This window comes from Streptomyces sp. NPDC000878 (assembly GCF_053599695.1).
In genome coordinates, this window is the sequence record NZ_JBSFMT010000007.1 from 194,211 (window position 1) to 215,480 (window position 21,270).

A 21,270-nucleotide genomic window follows, 5' to 3' on the forward strand; every position below is an offset into this window, starting at 1 on the left:
CTATGCGGCGGGGTCCTCCGGTCCCAGGGGGTCGAGGTGGTCGGCGACGAGAGTGGCGAACTCGTCCGGGGTGGCCAGGCGGACGCCGAGGGTCTCGGCCTTGGCGCGCTTCGAGCCGGCGCCTTCTCCGGCGACGACCAGGGTGGTCTTCTTGGAGACGCTGGAGGAGGAGCGGCCTCCGGCTCGTTCGATGAGTTCGTTCATCTGGTTGCGGCTGAGCTTCTCCAGGGCTCCGGTCATGGCACCGGTCACGACCACCGTCATCCCGGCCAGCGGTCCGCTCGTCGTGTCCGCAGCCTCCGAGAGGCCGTCGGCGGCGGCTTCGGTCGTGGGGGCGGGCGGGGTGGCGCCGGGTTCCGTCATGTTCACCCCGGCCGCGACGAGTCTGTCGATGAGCGGGGCGAGTTCGGCCAGTTCGGCGACGATGGACGGGGCCTTCTCGGTGCCGATGCCCTCGACCTGCCGCATCGCTTCGGCGTCCGCGGCGCGGATGTTGTCCATGGTGGCGAAGTACCGGGCGATACGGCGGGACATGGAGCGTCCGGTGCCGCGTACCCCGAGGGCGCACAGCACGCGCGACAGGGGTTGGCCCTTCGCCGCGCCGATCGCGGCGAGGAGGTTGTCGGTGCTCGTCTTCCCCATCCGCTCCAGAGCCAGCAACTGCTCCCGGGTCAGGGCGAACAGGTCGGCGAGGTCCTTCACCAGACCGGCGTCGACGAGTTGGACCACGCGGGTGTGGCCGAGGCCCTCGATGTCGAGTTGGTCGCGGCCGGCCGCGTAGGAGAGCGCGGCGACCAAGTGGCAGTTACGGCCGTTCTCGCAGCGCCAGCGCTGCTCGCTGGTGTCGATGGCCGCCCCGCAGCGCGGGCACACCTCGGGGAAGACGATCGGCTGCTCGTCGCCCGTACGGAGGTGGGCGACGGGGGCTTCTACGCGCGGGATGACGTCGCCGGCGCGGTGGACCATGACGTGGTCGCCGAGGCGCAGGTCGCGGCGGGTGATGTCGTTGGGGTTGTGGAGGGTCGCGTACGTGATGGTGGCGCCGTCGATCTCGACCGGCTCCAGGACCGCGCGCGGGGCGATGATCCCGGTGCGGCCGACGTTCCACTCCACCTCCAGCAGCCGGGTGATCTTCTCCACGGCGGGCAGCTTGTAGGCGATGGCCCAGCGCGGAGCGCGCGATCCCGATCCGGCGGCCCGCTGGTCGGCGGCCAGGTCGGCCTTGATGACGATCCCGTCGATCCCGAACGGCAGCTCGGCCCGCAGTGCGGCGATCTCCGTGACCCGGGCCATCACCTGCTCGACCGTGCCGGCGGTGACACCGGGTACGGCGGTGGTCGCGGTGGTGTTCACGCCCAGCTCGCCGGCCAGCGTCATGAGGTCGCTGTGCGCAAGCTCGCCGAGCCGGTCCGCGAGCTGCGTCTCGGTGTCCGCGAGGGGCAGCAGGCCGTAGCCGAAGAACGTCATCGGCACGGTGTACGCACGCTCCTTGGCGCGCAGGGTGCCCGCCGAGGCGCCGCGCGGGTTGGCGAACGGCGTCCCGCCGTGTGTCGTGCGCACCTCGTTGGCGTACTCGAACTGGGCGCTGGTCATCAGGACTTCGCCGCGCACCTCCACCGTCACCGGTTCTGCGAGCTCGGCGGGCAGGCCCTCGACGGTGCCGATGGCGTGCGAGACGTCCTCCCCGGCTCTCCCGTCGCCGCGGGTGATCAGCCGGGTGAGGCGGCCGTGGGTGTAGCGGGCGGCGATCGCGAGCCCGTCGAGCTTCGGTTCCACGTTGAACCGCTCCACCTCGTGGCCGATGCGGCGGGCCAGCGACGCGGTCCAGGCGGTGAACTCCTCCGGCGAGAAGACGTTGTCCAGGCTCAGCATCTCGACGGTGTGCGGGACATCGCCCTCCACGGCGCCCCCGGCGACCTTCCCGGTCGGCGACTCGGGCAGCGCCTGTTCGGGATGCCCGGCCTCCCAGGCCGCGATACCGCGTACGAGCCGGTCGTAGGCGTCGTCGTCGAACACCGAGGTGCCGCCCTCGTAGTAGGCGGCCGACGCCTTCACCGCGTCCTCGACCGCCTGCGCGTAGGCGACGGCATCCACGATCACTGCAACTGGTGTGGTCATGCCCGCCATCCTGCACGCCACCACTGACAACGCCCCCTGGGCTCGTTGTCCTCGGTGTGCTCGATGACCTCCATGCGGGTCACGGCTCGCTCGGTCCCTGGTCCAGCCGGTACGGCGGATAGGTGTCCGTCATCAGGGCCGCGTACGCCATGACGCGGGCCGTCCAGCGGTGCAGGCCGATGTTGAGGTCGTACATGCCGCGTGGATAGTGGCCGGTGAACAGCAGGGAGACGCCGGCGTAGAAGGCCAGCAGGCTGGCGAGGCCGACCATGAAGCGGGTGCCGCCGACGATGACGGCGACCACGAGCAGCTGGGGCAGCACCAGCAGCCACGACTTGACGAGCACGAGCCCGCGCGAGAGCTGTTCGGGCCGGGCGATCTCCAGGTGGGCCGGGTAGTCGGGCACGTCCGCGAGCGTGAACGGTGGATAGCGGTCGGTGCCGAGCGAGCCGTACGTGTAGTACGCCACCCGCCAACCCCAGCGCAGCACACCGACGTTGAAGGTGAACAGGGCGCGTGGATAGGAGCCGGTGAACAGGATCGCGAAGAAGGCGATCACGGTGACGAGGAGGAAGGCGATCCAGAGGAAGAGCAGGACGACGTAGTGCGGGATCGCCAGCACCCACTTGACCAGCCACAACCAGCGGGAGAGGCCGGGGTCGTACACCGCTTCCAGGGTCACCGGACTTCGAGGGTGTTCGAACAGTGCGGTACTCATCGTCAGCCCGCCAGGTTCAGGTTCCAGGTGCGGGACCGGTCCCGGTCGCAGTCGAACTGCACCAGAGTGACGTTGTTGTCGGTGGAGCGGCCACCGGCGACCGTCGCGCACTTGCCCGTCTGGTCGTTGACGAGTTCGTAGGAGCTGCCGTCCCAGTTGACGAGGCTCCAACGACGGGAAGCGTCCGAGTCGCAGTCGAACTGGACCAGTTCGACGTTGTTCTCGGTCGAGCGCCCGCCCGCGAGCGTCGCGCACTTGCGCGTCTGCACATTGACGAGCTGGTAGGAGTTGTCCTCCCCGTTGGTGAGCCTCCAGCGGCGCGAGGGGTCCGTGTCACAGGTGAACTGGACGAGCCGGACGTTGTTCTCCTTCGAACGGCCGCCCGCGACCGTCATGCACTTTCCGGTCTGCGGGTTCTTGATCTGGAAAGCGGCTCCCAGGATCACGGCCGGGGCGTTCTTGGAATCGGTCTGCTGAGGCTTCTGCGGTTTCTCCGGCTGGGCGATCGTGGGAGTCGGCAGCAGCAGGACGCCTCCCGCGAACAGAATCGTCGATGCCGTCAGAAGACGATGTGCCCGAGTGTGCTTGCGCATGGCAGTGCTCCTCCTTTTGATCAAGTTCCCCTTTTGATCAAGGTGCAGCTGCCCTTTCCACTATTCGCGCCCTCTGCGGGGCCCGCAACCGGGAGTGGAACGGGGGTCTCGGCACGTCCGTTTTCTTCAAGACGGGTCTCCGGCGACCTGCCTAACCTGGCCGTATGACTTCACAAGCACCCTCACAACCCGCCCCGCGCCCGACCCCCCGCTTCGACGCCATCGGCATCGTCGTCGCCGACCTCGCCGCCTCCGTCGCCTTCTACCGCCGGCTCGGGCTCGACTTCCCCGAGGGAGCCGAGGAGCAGCCGCACGTCGAGGCCCAACTCCCGGGCGGGCTGCGGCTGTTGCTCGACACGGAGGAGACCGTCCGGTCCTTCCATCCTGGCTGGCAGCGGCCGAGTGGTGGTGGGCGGATCGGGCTGGCCGTGCTGTGCGGCTCGGCCTCCGAAGTCGACTCCCTGTACGAGGAGTTGGTGGGGGCGGGGTATCGGAGTGAGCTGAAGCCGTGGGATGCGGTGTGGGGGCAGCGGTATGCGTGTGTGCTTGATCCTGATGGCAATGGGGTTGATCTGTTCGCCCCGCAGGATGCATGACGCTCCGCGGGACGGGCCGTGATTTTGGCCGCGGGGCGGTGGGGGCTTGTCGCGCAGTTCCCCGCGCCCCTAAAAGGGGCGCTCAACCCCCTCCGTTCAATAGTTGCCCCAGCGGTACTCCCGCCAACTCCCTTACGTCCCGTGCCAAGTGAGCCTGGTCCGCGTACCCGGCGCGCGTCGCCGTCTCCGCGAAAGGCACCCCCTTCCTCGCCAGGGCCAGTGCGCGCTGCATACGGAGGATGCGGGCCAGGGTCTTGGGGCCGTAGCCGAAGGCGGACAGGGAGCGGCGGTGCAACTGGCGGGCACTCAGGCCCAGTTCGTCGGCCGTACGGCTGACCGGGCGGCCCGATCGCAGGGCTGCCACCAGGCCGCCCAGCAAGGGATCCGGCGGAGGTGTGTCCGCCGCCCGTTCCAGTGCCAGCTGCTCAAGCGCCGTCGCCGGATCCGGTGCCGCGTCGACACGTGCCCTCAGGCGCCGCACCCCCGCCGCTCCCCACAGGTCTGCCAACTCGACGCGCCGGTCCCGGAGTTCGTGTGCGGGTACTCCCAGCAGAGCCGGCGCCGTGCCGGGGTGGAAGCGGACGCCCGCCCAGTGCGCGGGGGCGCCTTCGGGGACGTACGGGCGGGTGTCGGGGCCCGCGACCAGGAGTCGGCCCTCGCGCCAGAGCAGGTCCATGCAGCCGTCGGGGAGGACGGGCCGCGCGACGGGCCCGGCCGGGGTGTTCGTCCACACCACCGCGCCCGGCAGCCGGGAGGGCCGTTCCTCGTACACGTACGAAAGGCTACGCCGCCTGGCTTCCGCGTCCACCGAGCGATTCGCCCGGCGGGGGCGAAGAAAAGCCCGAGCCGCAGCCCGTCGTCCCCCGTCACTTCGCGGACGGCGGCCCCTCCCCCGTCTTGGGTGTGCTCTTCACATGCGCCCGCAGCCGGGACGTCACATCCTCCGGTGGCAGGAAACGCGACCAGCGTTCCGGGAACTCGGAGGGCATGTCCGCCGGGTCGTCGGGGTCGTCCGGGTCGTCGTCGGGCTCGTAGGTGCGGGTGGCGGCCATCCGGGCGACGTACTCGGCGGCCTCCTCCTCCCGCATCCGTTCGTTGGCGGCACGCGCCGCAGCGGTGGAGGCGGCCGGCCAGACCCGGTCGATGGCCGCGTTGACGGCGGCCCCGACGAGCACCGCGAACGCGGACACGCCCACCCACAGGAGGACGGCGACGGCCGCCGCGAGCGATCCGTAGATCGTGGCGCCCTCGATCGTCTTGGTGAGGTAGATGCGCAGCAGGAAGCTGCCGAGCACCCACATCCCGAGGGCCATCAGCGCGCCCGGGACGTCCTCGATCCACGGTGAGCGCACGGGGACCGACACATGGAACAGCGTTGTCAGGAAGGCGATGGAGAGGAGGATGACGACGGGCCAGTACAGGACCTGTACGAGCGTCTCCGACCATGGCAGGACGTTGAGTACGGCGTCCGGCCCGGCCACCATCAGCGGCAGCGCGACCGAGCCGATCAGCAGGGCGACGACGAACAGGACGAAGGCGACGAGCCGCGTCTTGACGATGCCCCGGACGCCGTCGAGGCCGTACATGACGGTGATGGTGTCGATAAAGACGTTCACTGCGCGCGAGCCGGACCAGAGGGCGAACAGGAACCCTATGGAGATGACGTCGGGCCGGCCGCCCTTCATCACGTCGTCCAGGATCGGCCGGGCGATCTCGGTGACGCCCTTGTCGGACAGGACCGTCCGGGACGCCTCCAGGAGGTTGGTCTCCAGGCTGGTGATGGTGTCGGTGCCGGTCCAGTCGTCGACGTAGCCGAGCAGGCCGATCAGACTCAGCAGCAGCGGCGGCACGGACAGCAGCGTGAAGAAGGCCGCCTCGGCCGCCAGACCCAGGATCCGGTACTCGATGCACGAGTTGACGGTGTCCTTGAGCAACAGCCATGCGGTCCTGCGCTTCGAGACGTTCCGGTAGAGGACGCGCGCGCGGTGGAGTCGGCCGCTGGGGCTCTCGGGAAGTTCACTTGCTGCCTGCACGCCCTAACGGTATCGGGCGGGCGGTACCCCTCTCACCCTCCGGTGCCCCGGTCAGGACCCGGCACCCGCACACCGCTCCCTCCCCTCCCTTCCCGTGACACGGCAGAAAACGAAGAGAAACCCAGTGGAAACGGAAAGGAACGATTCAGCAGGCAAATCGAATACTATTTCTGTCATGCACTTGGCGGCTATATTTCGGCGCGCCCAAACGGAATACCGCCCGGCAATTACACCTGCCCTACGGAAAGCTCCCTGGTGAGGGGTCCGCGCAGGCGGTCGCATTCCGTACGAAAAGTCGTGACTCTGTAACAGGAAAGCGACATTACGCCGGTTACGCTTGACCCGTTCATAACCGGGTCGAAACAATTCGGATTGCATTCTCCGGGGCACACCCACCCAAGGGAGTCCGAAGCATCACGACACGGGGGCATCCGGGCTCCGACCAAGCCCGATCGAGCCGCGTTGCCCGTGATCCGCACGAAGCCGTGCGGATCGACGCCGTGCCGCACGCCGCGCTCATCGACATTTTCCGCTGACACGTCATTTCGTCCCGTACGCCTTTTCCTCTATCGCGTCAACTGTCACTCCCGCTCACAGCTGCACCGTGGACGCACAGCGGACGCGAAATCCATCGTGCCAATTTGCCAATTTACGGAGCTGCTCATGCCTTTATCGACACCGCGCATCGCCGGTGTGGACGTGGCCCGTGGCCTCGCGTTACTCGGTATGTTCTCCGTGCACGTATTCGGAGCGTTCGAGCCGAACGATTCCCCGACGGTGGCCTGGCAGCTGGCGGGCGGCCGGTCCTCGGCGACCTTCGCGCTGGTCGCCGGCGTCGGCCTGGCCTTCACGACCGGCGGCCGTACGCCCCGGGTCGACCGCGGCTCGCTCGCCGCGGTCGCCGCCCGGGCGCTGTCCGTCGGTCTGATCGGGCTGACGCTGGGTTACGCCGCCAACGCGGCCAGCCTCGAAGTCGACGTGATCCTCGCCTTCTACGCCCTGCTGTTCCTGCTCGCGCTGCCCCTACTGGCCCTGCGGGCACGGACGTTGGCCTGCATCGCCCTCGCACTGGGCGTGGTCGCGCCGTTCCTCGTCCACCTGTTGCAGGGGGCGCTGCCCGAACCGGCCTTCGACGGCGACCCGACGCTCCAGGACGTCGTCACCGACCCGGCCGGTCTCCTCGGCGACCTCCTGGTCCACGGCGACTACCCGGTCCTGGCGTGGACGGCGTACCTCTGTGCCGGGCTCGCCATCGGGCGCCTCGACCTCTTCGACCGGCGCACCGCCACCCGGTTGTTGACCGCCGGGCTGGCGCTCGCCGCCGCCTCCTGGCTGACCTGCTCGCTGTGGCTCTTCCGCTGGGGCGGGCTGGAGCGGCTCCAGGAGAACGAGTTCTACGACGCGACCGGGCCGCATGCCCGCGACGAGGCCCTGTGGGACACCCCGGACGGCGAGACCTGGTGGTCGATGGTCTCCCGGGCGCCGCACTCCACCTCGCCGTTCGACATGCTGCACACCCTCGGCTCGGCCACCGCACTGCTCGCGGCGGTCCTGCTGCTGACCCGGATCACCGTGGTGCGGCGCGCGCTGCTCCCGCTGGCGGCTGCCGGAAGCATGCCGCTGACCCTCTACACCGCCCATGTCCTCTTCCTCGCCACCGGAGCGCTGAACGGCTCCCCCGACCTCCAGTACGCCGTGCTGGTCGTGGGCTCGCTGCTCTTCGCGGTCGTGTGGCGGCTCACCAGGGGCCGGGGACCCCTGGAGTCCCTGGTCGCGGGGGCGGCATGGGAGGCCCGGGCGTGGGTGCGGGCACGGGAGCAGGGCCGGGAAACAGGCCGGGAACAGGGGACCCCGGCCGCCGATCGACCGGTCGTCCACCGATCCGAACCGACCGAATCAGCCGACCGAACCGAAAGCCAGGACCAGCACCGCTAAGGAGCTTCACCGTGGGGGGAACAGTGGGGGGAAAACCGATCGAGTCGGCGTCCATACCGCCGACCGATCCGATCAAGCAGATGCAGATGTCCGGCGCCGGGGGTGACACCGAGCGGATCCTCGCCGAGGTGCTCGCCGGGGTCGTGAAGACGGACCAAGTACCGCTCGACAGCCACTTCTTCGACGATCTCGGCGCCAACTCCCTGGTCATGGCGCACTTCTGTGCCCGCGTCAGGAAGCGCGACGATCTGCCGTCCGTGTCGATGAAGGACGTGTACGGCCATCCGACGATCCGGAGTCTGGCGGCGGCGCTCGGCGGCGCCCCGGCCGAGGCTCCCGCCGCACCGCCGGCCGAGGCACCGGCGCCCGGCAGCACCTCGCGGTATGTCCTGTGCGGGGCCGCGCAGTTGCTGGTCTTCACGGCGTACTGCTTCCTCGCCGGGCTCGTCACCGTCGAGGGCTACGAGTGGATCAACGCCGGTGCGGGAGCCGTCGACGTCTATGTGCGGTCGGTCGTGTTCGGCGGTGCCGTCTTCGTCGGGATGTGCACCCTGCCGGTGGTCGCCAAGTGGGTGCTGATCGGCCGCTGGAAGGCGACCGAGTTCCCGGTGTGGAGCCTCGCCTATCTGCGCTTCTGGACCGTGAAGGCGCTGCTGCACGCCAACCCGATGGTCCTGTTCGCCGGGAACCCGCTCTACGTGCTCTATCTGCGGGCGCTCGGCGCGCGCATCGGCAAGGGCGTCACGATTCTCTCGCCGAGCCTCCCGGTCTGCACCGACCTGCTCACGGTCGGCGCGGGCACGGTGATCCGCAAGGACGCCCACTTCCTCTGCTACCGGGCCGTCGCCGGCCGTGTCCAGACCGGCCCGGTCACCCTGGGCAGGGATGTGTACGTCGGTGAGAAGACCGTCCTCGACATCGGCACGTCGATCGGCGACGGCGCCCAACTCGGCCACTCGTCCAGCCTGTTCGAGGGCCAGGCGGTCCCGGCGGGCCTGCGCTGGCACGGCTCGCCCGCCCAGCCCACGGACGTGGACTACGTACGGGTCCCCGCGGCCCCCTGCTCCACCGCCCGCCGGGCCGCCTACGGCCTCGCCAGTCTCCTCCAACTCCTCCTGTTCTATGTGCCGTTGGCGGTCGGGGGCGGCTATCTGCTGCTGGACCTGGCTCCCCAGCTGGAGGCGCTGTTCGACCCGGACGTGGCCGACATGACCTCGGTCCGCTTCTACGCCGAGGCCCTGGGCGTGTCCCTCGTGCTCTTCACCAGCGTCATGGTCGTCGGAGCCGTGAGCGTGTCCCTGGTCCCCCGGCTGCTGAACCTGGTGATCGAGCCGGACCGGGTGTATCCGCTGTACGGCCTGCACTACGGGGCGCAGCGGGCCGTCACCCGCATGACGAACCTGAAGTTCTTCCTGTGGCTGACCGGCGACAGCTCGTACGTCGTCCACTATCTGCGGGCCATCGGCTACGACCTCTCGCACGTCGAGCAGACCGGCTCCAACTTCGGTACGGAGGTACGGCAGGAGACCCCCTACCTGGTCTCCGTCGGCCGCGGCACGATGGTCGCCGACGGGCTGTCGGTCCTCAACGCCGACTACTCCGGTACGTCGTTCCGCGTCTCGCGGGCGGAGATCGGGCCGCACAGCTTCCTGGGCAACCACATCGCCTACCCCTCCGGGGGCCGGACCGGCGAGAACGTCCTGCTGGCGACCAAGGTGATGGTCCCGCTCGACGGTGAACTCCGGGAGAACGTCGGGCTGTTGGGCTCGCCGTCCTTCGAGATCCCGCGGTCGGTGGAGCGGGACAGCAGCTTCGACCATCTGCGCGAGGGCGGCGAGTTCGCCCGCCGGCTCGCCGCGAAGAACCGCTACAACCTGCGCACGATGGGCCTGTTCCTGTTCGTCCGCTGGCTGCACTCCCTGCTCTTCACGGTGCTCGGCTTCGCGGCCCTCGCCGTGCACGGCACGCACGGCGTCGCCGCCGGTGCGCTGGTCGGCGCCTCCCTGTTCCTCGGGCTTGTGCTCAGCGCCGGGTACTACGTGCTCGTCGAGCGGCTCATCACCCGGTTCCGGCCCCTGGTACCGCAGTTGTGCTCCATCTACGAGCCGCGCTTCTGGTGGCAGGAGCGGCTGTGGAAGGTGCCCGCCGCCTATCTCGTCGCCCTCAACGGCACGCCGTTCAAGAACCTGGCCTGGCGGCTGCTGGGCGTGCGGATCGGGCGCCGGGTCTTCGACGACGGCGCCGCCATCACCGAGCGCACCCTCACCACGATCGGCGACGACTGCACCCTCGGCCCGCGCAGCATCCTCCAGTCCCACTCGCAGGAGGACGGCACCTTCAAGTCCGACCACATCGTCCTCGGTGCGGGCGTCACGGTCGGCACCGCCGCACTCGTGCACTACGGGGTGTCGATGGGCGACGGTTCCCAACTCGCCCCGGACTCCTTCCTGATGAAGGGCGAGGACATCCCGTGCCTGGCCCGCTGGGGCGGAAACCCGGCGGTGCCGCTGCGCAGCGACCAGATCGCCCTGACCGCACAGTCCGACCGGCCCGCACTGACCTCGCGGACCACGCACACCGCACTCACGACCCAGACCGACCGGCTCGCACAGCCCGGTCGGACCGCAGAGACATCGACGGGGGCAGAACGATGACGACGATTCCACGCTGGATACCCGGCCCGGTCCCGGGCGAGAACCCGCAGAGCAGGCCCCACTCGGTGTACGCCGAGTACGAAGTCCCGCTCGACACCGGCCTGTTGAGGTCGGCCTCCTTCGAGTCGGCGCTGCTCGCCGCGCACGCCAAGGTACTCGCCTCGCTCTCCGGTGAGCGGGAGGTCACCGCCGGGTACGTGGCGGTGAAGGGGCAGCGGCCCGTGGCCCGCCGGATGCTGGTCGGCCCCGGCTCCTGGCGGGAGCTGCTGGCCCTGACGGACCTCGCCGACGAGGTGGGCGGGGCGGACGAGCCGCCGTACGAGACCGTCCTCGACCCGCACGGTGGCGAACCCGGCACGGACGGCGCCGTGTTGTACCTGAGCGTCGGTGAGCGCACCCTGCTGCTGCGTCACCGCACCGATGTCCTCGACACCGAGGCGGCTGCCCGGATCGCCGGCTACCACCTCACCGCGCTCTCCCTGATGACCGCCGACCCGGACGCCGACCACGAGGGCCAGAGCCTGCTGTCCGGTGCCGAACTCGCCTTCCAGCTCGACGGGTTGGCGGGCCCGGAGCGTGAACTCCCGGACCGCCGGGTGCACGAGCTGTTCGAGGAGCGGGTCCGCAAGCACCCGGACGCGGTCGCGGCCGTGCAGGGCGGGACGGAGTGGACCTACCGGCAGCTCAACTCCCGGGCGAACCAGGTCGGTCGGGCCCTGCTGGCCCGTGGGCTGACCCGTGAGGGTGTCGTCGCCGTGGTCACCGAGCGCAACCTGGACTGGATGGCCGCCGTGCTCGGGGTGCTCAAGGCGGGCGGTGTCTATCTGCCGGTCGAGCCGCACTTCCCGGCCGGGCGCATCAACGCCACCCTGACCCGCGCCGAGTGCGCGTTCGTCGTCACCGAGCACGGCAGCACCACCACGCTCGACGGGACGGGGACGGACGTACCGAGGCTGTACGTCGACGAGATCGAGGCGGAGGGGCACGCGAACGACGATCTGAACGTGCCCGTCACCGCCGGCCAACTCGCCTACATCTACTTCACGTCCGGGTCGACCGGGGAGCCCAAGGGCGCGATGTGCGAGCACGCGGGCTTCGTCAACCACGTCCTCGCCAAGCTGGAGGACCTGGAGGTCGGCGAGGGGGAGACGGTCGCGCAGACCGCTCCCCAGTGCTTCGACATCTCGCTGTGGCAGCTGGTGTCCGCGCTGCTCGTCGGCGGCCGGACGCTGCTGGTCGGGCAGGACGTGATCCTGGACGTGCCCCGGTTCGTGGACACGATCGTGGACGGCGGGGTCAACGTGCTCCAGATCGTGCCGTCGTATCTCGAAGCCGTGCTCGCCGAGTTGGAGCAGCGGCCCCGCGAACTCCCCGATCTGCACTGCGTGTCGGTGACCGGGGAGGCGGTGAAGCGGGAGCTGGTGCAGCGCTGGTTCGCCGCCCAGCCCGGCATCAAGGTAGCCAACGCCTATGGCCTGACGGAGACTTCGGACGACACCAACCACGAGGTGATGGAGCGGGTCCCGGACGGGCCCCGCGTTCCGCTCGGGCGGCCCGTGCGCAACGTCCGCGTGTACGTGGTCGACGAGCACCTCTCGCCCGTGCCGCTCGGGGCGCCCGGGGAGATCGTGTTCTCCGGGGTGTGTGTCGGGCGCGGGTACGTCAACGACCCCGAGCGCACGGCCGCCGCCTTCACGCTGGACCCGTACCGGCCCGGTGAGCGGCTCTACCGCAGCGGCGACCACGGGCGCTGGCTGCCCGACGGCAGGCTGGAGTTCCTCGGCCGCCGGGACACCCAGGTGAAGCTGCGGGGCTTCCGGATCGAGATCGGCGAGATCGAGAACGCGCTGCTGCGGGTGCCCGGGGTCCGGGACGGCGCCGTGGTCGTCGTACGGGGCGCACGGCTGGTGGCGTTCTGCACCGGCGCCGAACTCGTGGACGTACAGGAGCGGTTGGCCGAGTCGCTGCCCGTGTACATGGTTCCGGCGGCCGTGCACTGGCGGGAGCGGCTGCCGCTCACCCCCAACGGCAAGACCGACCGCAGGACGCTCACCGCGCTCGCCGAGGAACTCGACACCGCCGAGGAGGGTGTGCGGGGGCCGGAGACGGCCGGTGAGCGGCGGCTGGCCGCCGCCTGGGCCGACGTGCTCGGTGTTCCGGCCGACCGGATCGGCCGGCTCGACCACTTCTTCGACCGTGGCGGCACCTCGCTGTCGGCCGTCCGGCTCGCGATCGCCCTGGACCGGGCGATCACCCTCAAGGACGTCGTCCGCCACCCGGTCCTCGCGGACCTGGCCGAGCTGCTCGACGCGCCGGCCGCCACCGCCTGACGACGGCCGCACCGCCGTACAGAAAGGGAACGACACCATGGCACTCTCTTCCACACCTTCGGCTTCAACTCCCGCTCCCCCGGCCGCACTTCCGGGCATCGAACTGCTCCCCGGCCGGCCCCCGGTCCTGCGCACCCCGCCCGTCACCGACGCGGCGGAGTGGGCGGGAGCCCACCGGGACGCGCTGCGGGCGGCCGTCGCCGAGCACGGTTCGCTGCTGGTGCGCGGCCTCGGTCTGCGCGAGCCCGCCACGACCGGCGCCGTGCTGCGGCGGCTGGCCGACGGTCTGATGAGCGACCAAGAGGCCTTCGCGCCCCGGCGGCGGTACGCCGACGGCGTGTACTCGTCCTCCAAGTGGCCGCCCAACCAGCCGATGTGCATGCACCACGAGCTGAGCTACGCGCAGGAGTTCCCCGGCCTGCTGATGTTCGCCTGCCTCGAAGCGCCCGCCGACGGCGGCGCGACCGGGGTGGCCGACTCGGCGGCCGTGCTCGACGCGCTGCCCGCCGAACTCGTCCAACGCTTCGAGAAGGAGGGCTGGTTGCTCACCCGGACGTTCAACGACGAGATAGGCGCGACGCTCGCCGAGGCCTTCGGCACCTCCGACCGGGCCTCGGTCGAGCGCTACTGCCGTACCCACGCCATCGAGTTCGCCTGGGAGCTGGACGGCTCCCTGCGCACCCGTCAGCGGCGCGGCGCCGTGCTGCGCCACCCGGTCACCGGCCGGCGCTGCTGGTTCAACCAGATCGCGTTCCTCAACGAGTGGACGATGGACCCGGAGGTCCACGAGTACCTGGTCGACGTGTACGGCGCCGACGGCCTCCCCTTCAACACCCGCTACGGCAACGGCGATCCGATCGGCGAGGACGTCGTCCAGATCCTCAACGAGGTGTACACGGCGCACACCGTGCGCGAAGCGTGGCGCGACGGCGATCTGCTGCTCGTCGACAACATCCGTACGGCACACAGCCGGGAGCCCTTCGAGGGGCCGCGCGAGGTCCTCGCCGCCCTGGCCGACCCGGTCCGCCGCTCCGACTCCGCCGACACCACCGGCTTTGCCGGTTCCTTCGAAGGGACAGCATCATGACCACGACCCCTGTCACGGTCCCGCCGTTCTCGGTCATCTCCGGTGAGCAGGTCCAACAGGCCCTCCAGGGACGGGAGTCGGACGTCGTCGACCTCGTCGAGGCGGTGTACCGGCTGCACGGGGCCGGGGACTCGGTGAACCCGCCCTCGTACTTCCTGCGGTTCCCGGACCGTCCGTCGTCGCGGATCATCGCGCTGCCCGCGTCGATCGGCGGGGACGTGCGCGTGGACGGGCTGAAGTGGGTCTCCAGCTTCCCGGAGAACGTGGCGGGCGGGATCCCGCGGGCGTCGGCCGTGCTGATCCTCAACGACCACGACACGGGCTACCCGTTCGCCTGCCTGGAGAGCTCGATCATCAGTGCCTCCCGTACGGCGGCCTCGGCCGCGCTGGCCGCCGGCAAACTGAGCCAGGGACGCGCCCGGCCGACCCGGGTCGGCTTCGTCGGCACCGGGCTCATCGCCCGCTACATCCACACCTATCTGGCCGCCACCGGCTGGGAGTTCGACGAGACGGGCGTGTTCGACCTGTCCGCCGACAGCGCGGCCGGCTTCCGGGGCTATCTGGAGCGGTCGGACGGCGGCGGCAAGGTCACCGTGCACGACAGCGCCGAACAACTGGTCAGGTCCAGCGACTTGCTGGTGTTCGCGACCGTCGCCGCGAAGCCGCACATCCACGACGTGTCGTGGTTCGACCACCATCCGCTCGTCCTGCACGTCTCATTGCGCGACCTCGCGCCCGAGATCCTGCTCGCCTCGGCGAACTACGTCGACGACGTCGAGCACTGCCTGAAGGCGGAGACCTCTCCGCACCTGGCCGAACAGCTCACCGGCAGCCGGGAGTTCATCGACGGCACGCTGGACGACGTACTCACCGGACGCACGAAGGTCCCGGTGGACCGGCCGGTGGTGTTCTCGCCGTTCGGCCTCGGAGTGCTCGACCTCGCCGTCGGCAGGTTCGTCCACGACGAGGTGACCCGCCGCGGCGAACTCCGTGTCGTCGACGGCTTCTTCCACGAACTGCGCCGGCACGGCTGACCTGTTCAGGGGGACAGTCGCAGCGCCCGGTCGCCGGGTGCCGTGCCACAGATCAGGCGTGCCGAGGCAGGTGCGCCACACTCAGGGGGACAACATGCCAGTCATTTCCCAACCATCGGACTTCAACGAGGACGAGCTGTACGTCGACCTGCGGGCCACCGTCGGGCTTCCCCTCTACCTGAAGTGCGAGGGCTTCAACTTCGCCGGTTCGATCAAGATGAAGGCCGCCTGCGAGATGGTGTCGGCCGCCGAACGGGACGGCAGGCTGCGGCCGGGATCCGTTCTCGTGGAGTCCTCCTCGGGCAACCTGGGCGTCGCGCTCAGTGTGCTCGCGGCAAGCCGGGGCTACGGGTTCCTGTGCGTGACGGACTCACGCTGCAACGTGCAGGCGATCCGTCTGATGGAGGCGCTGGGCAGCCGGGTGCACGTCATCGACAGGCCCGATCTGCACGGCGGTCTCCTGGGCGCCAGGATCGGCTACGTCCGCGCGCTGTGCGCCTCCGACGAGCGGTACGTGTGGCTCAACCAGTACGCCAACGACGGGAACTGGCGGGCGCACTACCGTACGACGGCACCGGCGATCGCCCGCCGGTTCCCGGGCCTGGACGTCCTGTTCGTCGGCGCCGGCACCACCGGCACACTGATGGGCTGCGCGCGCTGGTTCTGGCAGTGGAACCGGCGGGTGCGGATCGTCGCCGTGGACGCCGTCGGCTCGGTCACCTTCGGGGGGCCGCCGGGACCCCGGATGATCCCGGGCCTGGGCACGAGCGTACGGCCGCAGCTGCTCGACGAGTCGTACATCGACGAGGTGATCCGGGTCGAGGAGGCGGACGCGGTGCGGGTCTGCCGACGGCTGGCGTCCCGGGGCTTTCTGTTCGGCGGGTCCACGGGCACGGTGATCAGCGGGGCCAGGCAGTGGCTGGCCCGGCACGACGGACGTGACCTCACGGCGGTGGCGATCGCACCGGACCTCGGCGAGCGCTACCTCGACACCGTGTACCACCCCGGGTGGCTGGAGTCCCTCCAGGCCGACCGGGCCGCCGGCCAGAATCCGGCGTCCATGGCCTCCGACGAACTGGCGGCACTCTCCCGGCCGGCCTGACCAGCGGGAACTGCGGAAACGGCACAAACGGCACGGGGTGCTGTGCTGCGGGGGATCCGGTGACCAACACCGTACCGGGGGGTAGGTTCCCCTTATGGCAGCCAGCACCCACACCGTGACCAACCAGGCGCCGCCCCTGGTCGGATATGACGTGTTCACCGCCGACAAGGCCCTGGTGGCGGCCGTCGAGCGGCATCTGGACCCCGGGCTTCTGGACGAGGCCCGGGACGAACTCTCCGCGCTCGGGAAGTCCTCCGGTTCCGCACAGGTGCAGGAATGGGGGACGCTCGCCAACGAGAACCCCCCGAAGCTGCGCACCCACGACCGGTACGGCAACCGGATCGACGAGGTGGAGTTCCATCCGGCCTGGCACCGGCTGCTCGGCAAGGGCGTCTCCGCCGGGCTGACGGCGGCCTGGACCCGGCCGGGCGGACATGTGCGGCGGGCCGCCGGGTTCCTGGTCTGGTCGCAGGCCGAGGCGGGCCACGGCTGCCCGCTGTCGATGACCCACGCGGCGGTGCCCGCGCTGCGCACCGACCCGGCGCTCGCCGCCGAGTGGGAGCCCCGGCTGACGTCCACCGTCTACGAGGAGGGGCTCGGGCCGGCCGAGCAGAAGGCCGGTGCGCTCTTCGGGATGGGCATGACGGAGAAGCAGGGCGGCAGCGACGTACGGGCCAACACGACCGTAGCGAGGCCGCTCGCCGAGGACGGGACGTACGAGCTGACGGGCCACAAGTGGTTCTGTTCGGCGCCCATGTCGGACGGTTTCCTGGTGCTGGCGCAGGCCCCCGGCGGGGTGACCTGCTTTCTGCTGCCGCGCGTGCTGGCGGACGGCACCCGCAACGAGTTCCGGATCCAGCGGCTCAAGGACAAGCTGGGCAACCGGTCCAACGCGTCCGCCGAGGTCGAGTTCGACGGGACGTGGGTGCGCCGGGTCGGGGACGAGGGGCGCGGGGTGCGCACCATCATCGAGATGGTCGCGGCGACCCGGCTCGACTGTGTGCTCGGCTCGGCCGCGCTGATGCGGCAGGCGGTCGCCCAGGCCGTACACCACTGCACGTACCGCGAGGCCTTCGGCGGGAAGCTGATCGACAAGCCGCTGATGCGCAACGTACTGGCCGATCTGGCCCTGGAGTCGGAGGCGGCGACGACGCTCGCACTACGGCTGGCCGCCGCCTACGACGACGGCGGAGAACAGGAACGGGCGTTCCTGCGGCTGGCGTTGCCGGCCGCCAAGTACTGGGTGACCAAGCGCTGCACGCCGTTGGTGGTGGAGGCGTCCGAGTGTCTGGGCGGCAACGGCTATGTCGAGGAGTCGGGCATGCCCCGGCTGCTGCGCGAGTCGCCGCTCAACTCGGTCTGGGAGGGCGCCGGGAACGTCCAGGCGCTGGACGTGCTGCGGGCGATGCAGCGGGAGCCCGCCGCGCTCAACGCGCTCCTCATGGAGGTCGGGAAGGCGCGCGGCGCGGACCACCGTCTCGACGGCGCCATCAAGAACCTGCTGGCCGAACTCGCCGACCTGGACGGCATCGAGGGCCGGGCACGGCGCCTGGTCGAGCGGATCGCCCTCGTCCTCCAGGGCTCGCTGCTGGTCCGGTTCGCACCCCCGGAGGTAGCCGACGCGTTCTGCGCCTCCCGCCTGGGCGGCGACTGGGGCAACGCCTTCGGCACCCTCCCGCACACCCTGGACCTGGAATCGGTGGTGGACCGGGCAAGCCCGGTGGCCTAGAGGAGGCGCGAAGCGCCTCGAAAGGGGCGCGGGGAACTGCGCGACAAGCCACAACGCACCCGCAGTCGGCAACGGTCCGCATCCGAAGAACCGCCCAACCCGCGGAGCGCACCGCGGGGGTGGTGCTGCGCCGACACGGCACCACCCCCGCTCGCTGGCCCCGCAAGGATCGGGAGCGCGGACGCCGCGCGGGCGGCGTCGCCCAAGTTTCAAACACCGCAGGGCAGTTCACCAGGGTTGCAGGGGGTTGCAACTTGTTGGCAACTGTGTGCGGAGTGTGTCGCTCCGGGGCCACGGGACGGCACCATGAGACAACCAGTCAATACGGGGCCCGGGCAGCGTCGCCGAACGGCTTCGGCAACCGGTTGTCGGCACCCCTGTACGGGAGGACCCAGTGGCGAACCCGCCGATGGACGTCACACAGCTCGTCACCCGTGACGCGGCGCAGGCGGCGCGGCTGCTCAGCGACGTACGCGCGGCCCGCCTCACCGGACAGCGACCCCGCCTCGCGCCGCGCCCGGTGATCGACCAGTCCTGGAACCGCATGCTGCGCAGCGGCGTCGACCCCGACCACGACTTCCGGGCCGGACTGCTGACCCACGAGGAGCTGGAGCGGCAGCGCGAGACCACCCGGCTGCGGCATGTCCTCCCGGTGCTGCGGCAGGGGCTGTTGTCGGTGGCGGACGCGAGCCGGCACATCATGGTCGTCGCGGACGAGGAGGGCCGGGTGCTGTGGCGCGAGGGCAGTACGCCGGTGCTGCGCAAGGCCGACTCGTTCGGCTTCGAGCCCGGCGCCGACTGGGCCGAGGACGTCGTCGGCACCAACGGCGTGGGCACCGTGGTGGTCGCCCGGCGCCCCGTACAGGTCTTCGCCTCCGAGCACTTCGTACGGTCGCACGCCTCCTGGACGTGCACGGGCGCGCCGATCACCGACCCGCGCGACGGCCGGCTGATCGGGGTGGTGGACATCAGCGGGCCGCTGGAGAGCATGCATCCGGCGACGCTCGCCTGGGTCGACTCGGTCGCCAAGCTCGCCGAGGCCGGGCTGCGGGAGCGGCACCATCAGTCAATGGAGCGGCTGCGGGCGGTGGCGGCGCCGGTGCTGGCGCGGCTCGGCGGGCGGGCCCTGGCGGTGGACCGGGACGGCTGGACGGCCACGGTCACCGGCATGCCGTACACGAACCGGGTGGCCCTGCCCAAATCACTGTCCCCGGGCCGCAGTTGGCTGCCGGCGGTGGGCCTGTGCGCGGTGGAGCCGCTGGCCGGCGGCTGGCTGATCCGCGCCGCCGCCGAGCCGGCGCCGCGCGGTGCCACCCGGATCGTCCTGGACCTGGGCCGACCGCGCCGCTGGTCGGTGACGGTGTCGGGCCCGGCGGGCTCCTGGTCCCACGAACTGAGCCCCCGGCACGCCGAGTTGCTGTACCTCCTGGCCCTGCACCGCACCGGCCGCAGCGCGGCGGGCCTGGCGGAGGACGTGTTCGGCGACCCGGCCCGCACGGTGACCGTACGCGCGGAGATGTCGCGGATACGGCGGTATCTCGGGGCGTTCCTCGACCATCGCCCGTACCGCTTCAGCGAGGAGACGGAGGTGACCGTCCTCCTCCCGGACGACCCCCTCGATCTGCTGCCCCACTCGACGGCGCCGACGGTGGCCCGGGTACGGGGAGCGGCAACCGACGGCCGGAAGGGCAACGCACAGTGACCGGGTGTGACGTCTGCGTACGAAAAAGCGCCCGAACGGGCCCCGTGTACAACACAAGCGCATGGATTCCGGGGTATTCGACCAGGCCTGGCGCCCCCTGACGTACCATCCATCCCACGGCCCCCCACACTGCCATCCCGGTTCAACGCACGGACCGTGACCAGCAGTTGGCCTGCCACGGGAGGATGTAATGAAACATCGCGGCAGACACCGCAGGCAGAGGAGGGGAAGAGCGCTGCGCGGCGTCCTCGCCGGCACCGCCCTCGCCCTCACCGCCGCGGCCACCATCGTCAGCGCCTCCCAGGCCGTGAGCAGCGACAACCCGGGGCCCCTCAAGTCCGTCACGTCCGCCGCCGAGCTGAAGAACTTCCAGCTCAAGGAGCACCTGGCTTCGAAGAGTTCACTCGACCGGCTGGCCACGTCCATGGGCGGCACGGTGGGTGTGAGCACCGTCCTGGAACACACCAACCGCACGATGCGCAACACGGCCGAGTGCGTCCCCACCGAGACCGAGGCACTGCCCGTCGCGCCGACGGCCACCCGCGCGTACTGCTGGGACGACGCCGACTCGGCGAGTCAGCGCTGGCTGCCGCAGTCCGTCACCACCTCCGGCGACGCGGACGAGGACGGCCGCTGGGGCGCCAACCGCGTGATCCTCTCCGGCTGGACGCACAACGACGCCAAACCGGACGAGCCGACGGTCTCCCGGGGCTTGGCACGGGTCGCCGTCGTGGACGCGAACGACCTGAGCAGCATGACCTACCGCTGGGTGCTCCTGGTCGTCCCGACGGAGGACGGCTCGGACTACCGCAAGCTGTCCTCCTCCATCTCCGGCATGGTCTGGTACCAGGACAAGCTGCTGGTCACGGCCTCGCCCACGGACTCCGACCACCAGTCCCTGTACGTGTACGACATGAACCGCATCCAGCGCACCTCGGTCGACAGCCCGGCGGTCGGCAAGGTGCCCGGCGGCTGGTCGGCGCACGGCTACGGCTACGTCATGCCCGCCGTCGCCTCGTACAGCCTGACCGGTGGCACGTGCGACCCGGCTTCGGACGACCGCACCCCCTGTTTCGGCTCCCTCTCCCTGGACCGCAGCTCCACGCCCGACAGCCTGGTCGCGAGCGAGTGGTTCCCGGCCGGCGCCGATCAGCGCAGCCGCCTGTGGCGCTACTCGTTCAGCGGCGCGGGCGACCGCTCCGGCCTCCTCGCCACCAACGCCCTGGGCCGCGCGGACGCGGTCGAGGCCTACTCGACGAAGGCCACCGGGATACAGGGTGTGCTGTCGTACCGCTCGGCGGGCGACGAGAAGGCGGACTGGTACATCGGCCACGCCCCCGGCGCCAAGGACCGCCACGGCACCCTCTGGCGCCTCGACTCCGAGGGCGCGAAGGCCGCCCGCTGCGGCACCGACGAGGAGTCCCGCCGCTGCTGGGCCGAACACGCCGAGTCCCTCTCCTACTGGGAGGGCACGGGCGAGGTCTGGTCCCTGACAGAACGCGCGGCGGACGAACGGGCAGGCTGGCGCGGAACCCCGATCCCCGAACGCGTGCTGTACGCGGTACCACTGTCATCGATCACGGGCAACCTGAAGTAGCGCTCGCACGGGCGGAGCGCGGGGCCGTACTCGATCTGCGCC

General features: G+C 70.6%; 15 protein-coding genes. 10 read left to right on the forward strand and 5 right to left on the reverse strand.

Annotated elements, in window-relative coordinates:
• From ligA to ACWDR4_RS09650, 3 genes are all read right to left on the reverse strand, one after another.
• Positions 1 to 2,118, reverse strand: coding sequence for an NAD-dependent DNA ligase LigA (gene ligA / locus ACWDR4_RS09640; protein ID WP_450406132.1), 2,118 nt, complete (start codon positions 2,116 to 2,118; stop codon positions 1 to 3).
• Positions 2,119 to 2,197: 79 nt separating this feature from the next.
• The gene (locus tag ACWDR4_RS09645) at positions 2,198 to 2,836 is read right to left on the reverse strand and encodes a DUF4389 domain-containing protein (RefSeq protein ID WP_450406134.1); all 639 of its coding nucleotides are present in this window, start codon (positions 2,834 to 2,836) and stop codon (positions 2,198 to 2,200) included.
• Between the two features lie 2 nt (positions 2,837 to 2,838).
• On the reverse strand, positions 2,839 to 3,429 hold the full coding sequence (locus tag ACWDR4_RS09650; RefSeq protein WP_450406136.1) for an RICIN domain-containing protein: 591 nt from the start codon (positions 3,427 to 3,429) through the stop codon (positions 2,839 to 2,841).
• A 164-nt stretch (positions 3,430 to 3,593) separates the two neighbouring features.
• On the opposite strand from ACWDR4_RS09650, the gene ACWDR4_RS09655 reads away from it, so the two are divergent.
• Positions 3,594 to 4,025 (forward strand): VOC family protein, encoded by a 432-nt coding sequence (locus ACWDR4_RS09655; protein WP_450406139.1) that lies wholly within the window; start codon positions 3,594 to 3,596, stop codon positions 4,023 to 4,025.
• An 82-nt stretch (positions 4,026 to 4,107) separates the two neighbouring features.
• Here ACWDR4_RS09655 and ACWDR4_RS09660 read toward each other — a convergent pair whose 3' ends face one another.
• Complete coding sequence (locus ACWDR4_RS09660; RefSeq protein ID WP_450406141.1) at positions 4,108 to 4,797, reverse strand: helix-turn-helix domain-containing protein; 690 nt, start codon at positions 4,795 to 4,797, stop codon at positions 4,108 to 4,110.
• Positions 4,798 to 4,891: 94 nt separating this feature from the next.
• On the reverse strand, positions 4,892 to 6,058 hold the full coding sequence (locus tag ACWDR4_RS09665; protein WP_450406144.1) for a YihY/virulence factor BrkB family protein: 1,167 nt from the start codon (positions 6,056 to 6,058) through the stop codon (positions 4,892 to 4,894).
• A gap of 663 nt (positions 6,059 to 6,721) precedes the next feature.
• Here ACWDR4_RS09665 and ACWDR4_RS09670 point away from each other — a divergent pair.
• The 9 genes from ACWDR4_RS09670 to ACWDR4_RS09710 all read left to right on the forward strand — a co-directional run bounded on the left by ACWDR4_RS09670 (position 6,722) and on the right by ACWDR4_RS09710 (position 21,228).
• The gene (locus ACWDR4_RS09670; protein WP_450406146.1) at positions 6,722 to 7,993 is read left to right on the forward strand and encodes a heparan-alpha-glucosaminide N-acetyltransferase domain-containing protein; all 1,272 of its coding nucleotides are present in this window, start codon (positions 6,722 to 6,724) and stop codon (positions 7,991 to 7,993) included.
• Between the two features lie 80 nt (positions 7,994 to 8,073).
• Positions 8,074 to 10,647 (forward strand): Pls/PosA family non-ribosomal peptide synthetase, encoded by a 2,574-nt coding sequence (locus ACWDR4_RS09675; protein ID WP_450406222.1) that lies wholly within the window; start codon positions 8,074 to 8,076, stop codon positions 10,645 to 10,647.
• Entirely contained in the window at positions 10,644 to 12,977 is a 2,334-nt protein-coding gene (locus tag ACWDR4_RS09680; protein ID WP_450406148.1) for a non-ribosomal peptide synthetase, read from the forward strand. The genes ACWDR4_RS09675 and ACWDR4_RS09680 overlap by 4 nt, the downstream gene beginning before the upstream one ends.
• Before the next feature lie 37 nt (positions 12,978 to 13,014).
• Positions 13,015 to 14,064 (forward strand): TauD/TfdA family dioxygenase, encoded by a 1,050-nt coding sequence (locus tag ACWDR4_RS09685; RefSeq protein ID WP_450406151.1) that lies wholly within the window; start codon positions 13,015 to 13,017, stop codon positions 14,062 to 14,064.
• The gene (gene sbnB / locus ACWDR4_RS09690; protein ID WP_369036706.1) at positions 14,061 to 15,098 is read left to right on the forward strand and encodes a 2,3-diaminopropionate biosynthesis protein SbnB; all 1,038 of its coding nucleotides are present in this window, start codon (positions 14,061 to 14,063) and stop codon (positions 15,096 to 15,098) included. The genes ACWDR4_RS09685 and sbnB overlap by 4 nt, the downstream gene beginning before the upstream one ends.
• Before the next feature lie 94 nt (positions 15,099 to 15,192).
• Positions 15,193 to 16,200, forward strand: coding sequence for a 2,3-diaminopropionate biosynthesis protein SbnA (gene sbnA / locus ACWDR4_RS09695; protein ID WP_450406154.1), 1,008 nt, complete (start codon positions 15,193 to 15,195; stop codon positions 16,198 to 16,200).
• A gap of 94 nt (positions 16,201 to 16,294) precedes the next feature.
• A complete protein-coding gene (locus ACWDR4_RS09700) occupies positions 16,295 to 17,929 on the forward strand; it encodes an acyl-CoA dehydrogenase family protein (RefSeq protein ID WP_450406157.1) in 1,635 nt (544 codons plus the stop codon).
• Between the two features lie 409 nt (positions 17,930 to 18,338).
• Positions 18,339 to 19,631, forward strand: coding sequence for a GAF domain-containing protein (locus ACWDR4_RS09705; protein WP_450406224.1), 1,293 nt, complete (start codon positions 18,339 to 18,341; stop codon positions 19,629 to 19,631).
• A 190-nt stretch (positions 19,632 to 19,821) separates the two neighbouring features.
• Positions 19,822 to 21,228 carry a hypothetical protein gene (locus tag ACWDR4_RS09710; RefSeq protein WP_450406158.1) on the forward strand — a complete coding sequence of 469 codons (1,407 nt, stop codon included), beginning with the start codon at positions 19,822 to 19,824 and terminating at the stop codon, positions 21,226 to 21,228.
• Positions 21,229 to 21,270: the final 42 nt, after the last annotated feature.

What these genes read in the sequence shown, in the direction of transcription:
- ACWDR4_RS09645 (WP_450406134.1), bottom strand. Translation starts at nt 2,836, where the DNA reads ATGAGTACCGCACTGTTCGAACACCCTCGAAGTCCGGTGACCCTGGAA.
- ACWDR4_RS09680 (WP_450406148.1), top strand. Translation starts at nt 10,644, where the DNA reads ATGACGACGATTCCACGCTGGATACCCGGCCCGGTCCCGGGCGAGAAC.
- sbnB (WP_369036706.1), top strand. Translation starts at nt 14,061, where the DNA reads ATGACCACGACCCCTGTCACGGTCCCGCCGTTCTCGGTCATCTCCGGT.
- sbnA (WP_450406154.1), top strand. Translation starts at nt 15,193, where the DNA reads ATGCCAGTCATTTCCCAACCATCGGACTTCAACGAGGACGAGCTGTAC.
- ACWDR4_RS09705 (WP_450406224.1), top strand. Translation starts at nt 18,339, where the DNA reads ATGGACGTCACACAGCTCGTCACCCGTGACGCGGCGCAGGCGGCGCGG.
- ACWDR4_RS09700 (WP_450406157.1), top strand. Translation starts at nt 16,295, where the DNA reads ATGGCAGCCAGCACCCACACCGTGACCAACCAGGCGCCGCCCCTGGTC.
- ACWDR4_RS09710 (WP_450406158.1), top strand. Translation starts at nt 19,822, where the DNA reads ATGAAACATCGCGGCAGACACCGCAGGCAGAGGAGGGGAAGAGCGCTG.
- ACWDR4_RS09650 (WP_450406136.1), bottom strand. Translation starts at nt 3,429, where the DNA reads ATGCGCAAGCACACTCGGGCACATCGTCTTCTGACGGCATCGACGATT.
- ACWDR4_RS09675 (WP_450406222.1), top strand. Translation starts at nt 8,074, where the DNA reads ATGCAGATGTCCGGCGCCGGGGGTGACACCGAGCGGATCCTCGCCGAG.
- ACWDR4_RS09655 (WP_450406139.1), top strand. Translation starts at nt 3,594, where the DNA reads ATGACTTCACAAGCACCCTCACAACCCGCCCCGCGCCCGACCCCCCGC.
- ACWDR4_RS09685 (WP_450406151.1), top strand. Translation starts at nt 13,015, where the DNA reads ATGGCACTCTCTTCCACACCTTCGGCTTCAACTCCCGCTCCCCCGGCC.
- ligA (WP_450406132.1), bottom strand. Translation starts at nt 2,118, where the DNA reads ATGACCACACCAGTTGCAGTGATCGTGGATGCCGTCGCCTACGCGCAG.
- ACWDR4_RS09670 (WP_450406146.1), top strand. Translation starts at nt 6,722, where the DNA reads ATGCCTTTATCGACACCGCGCATCGCCGGTGTGGACGTGGCCCGTGGC.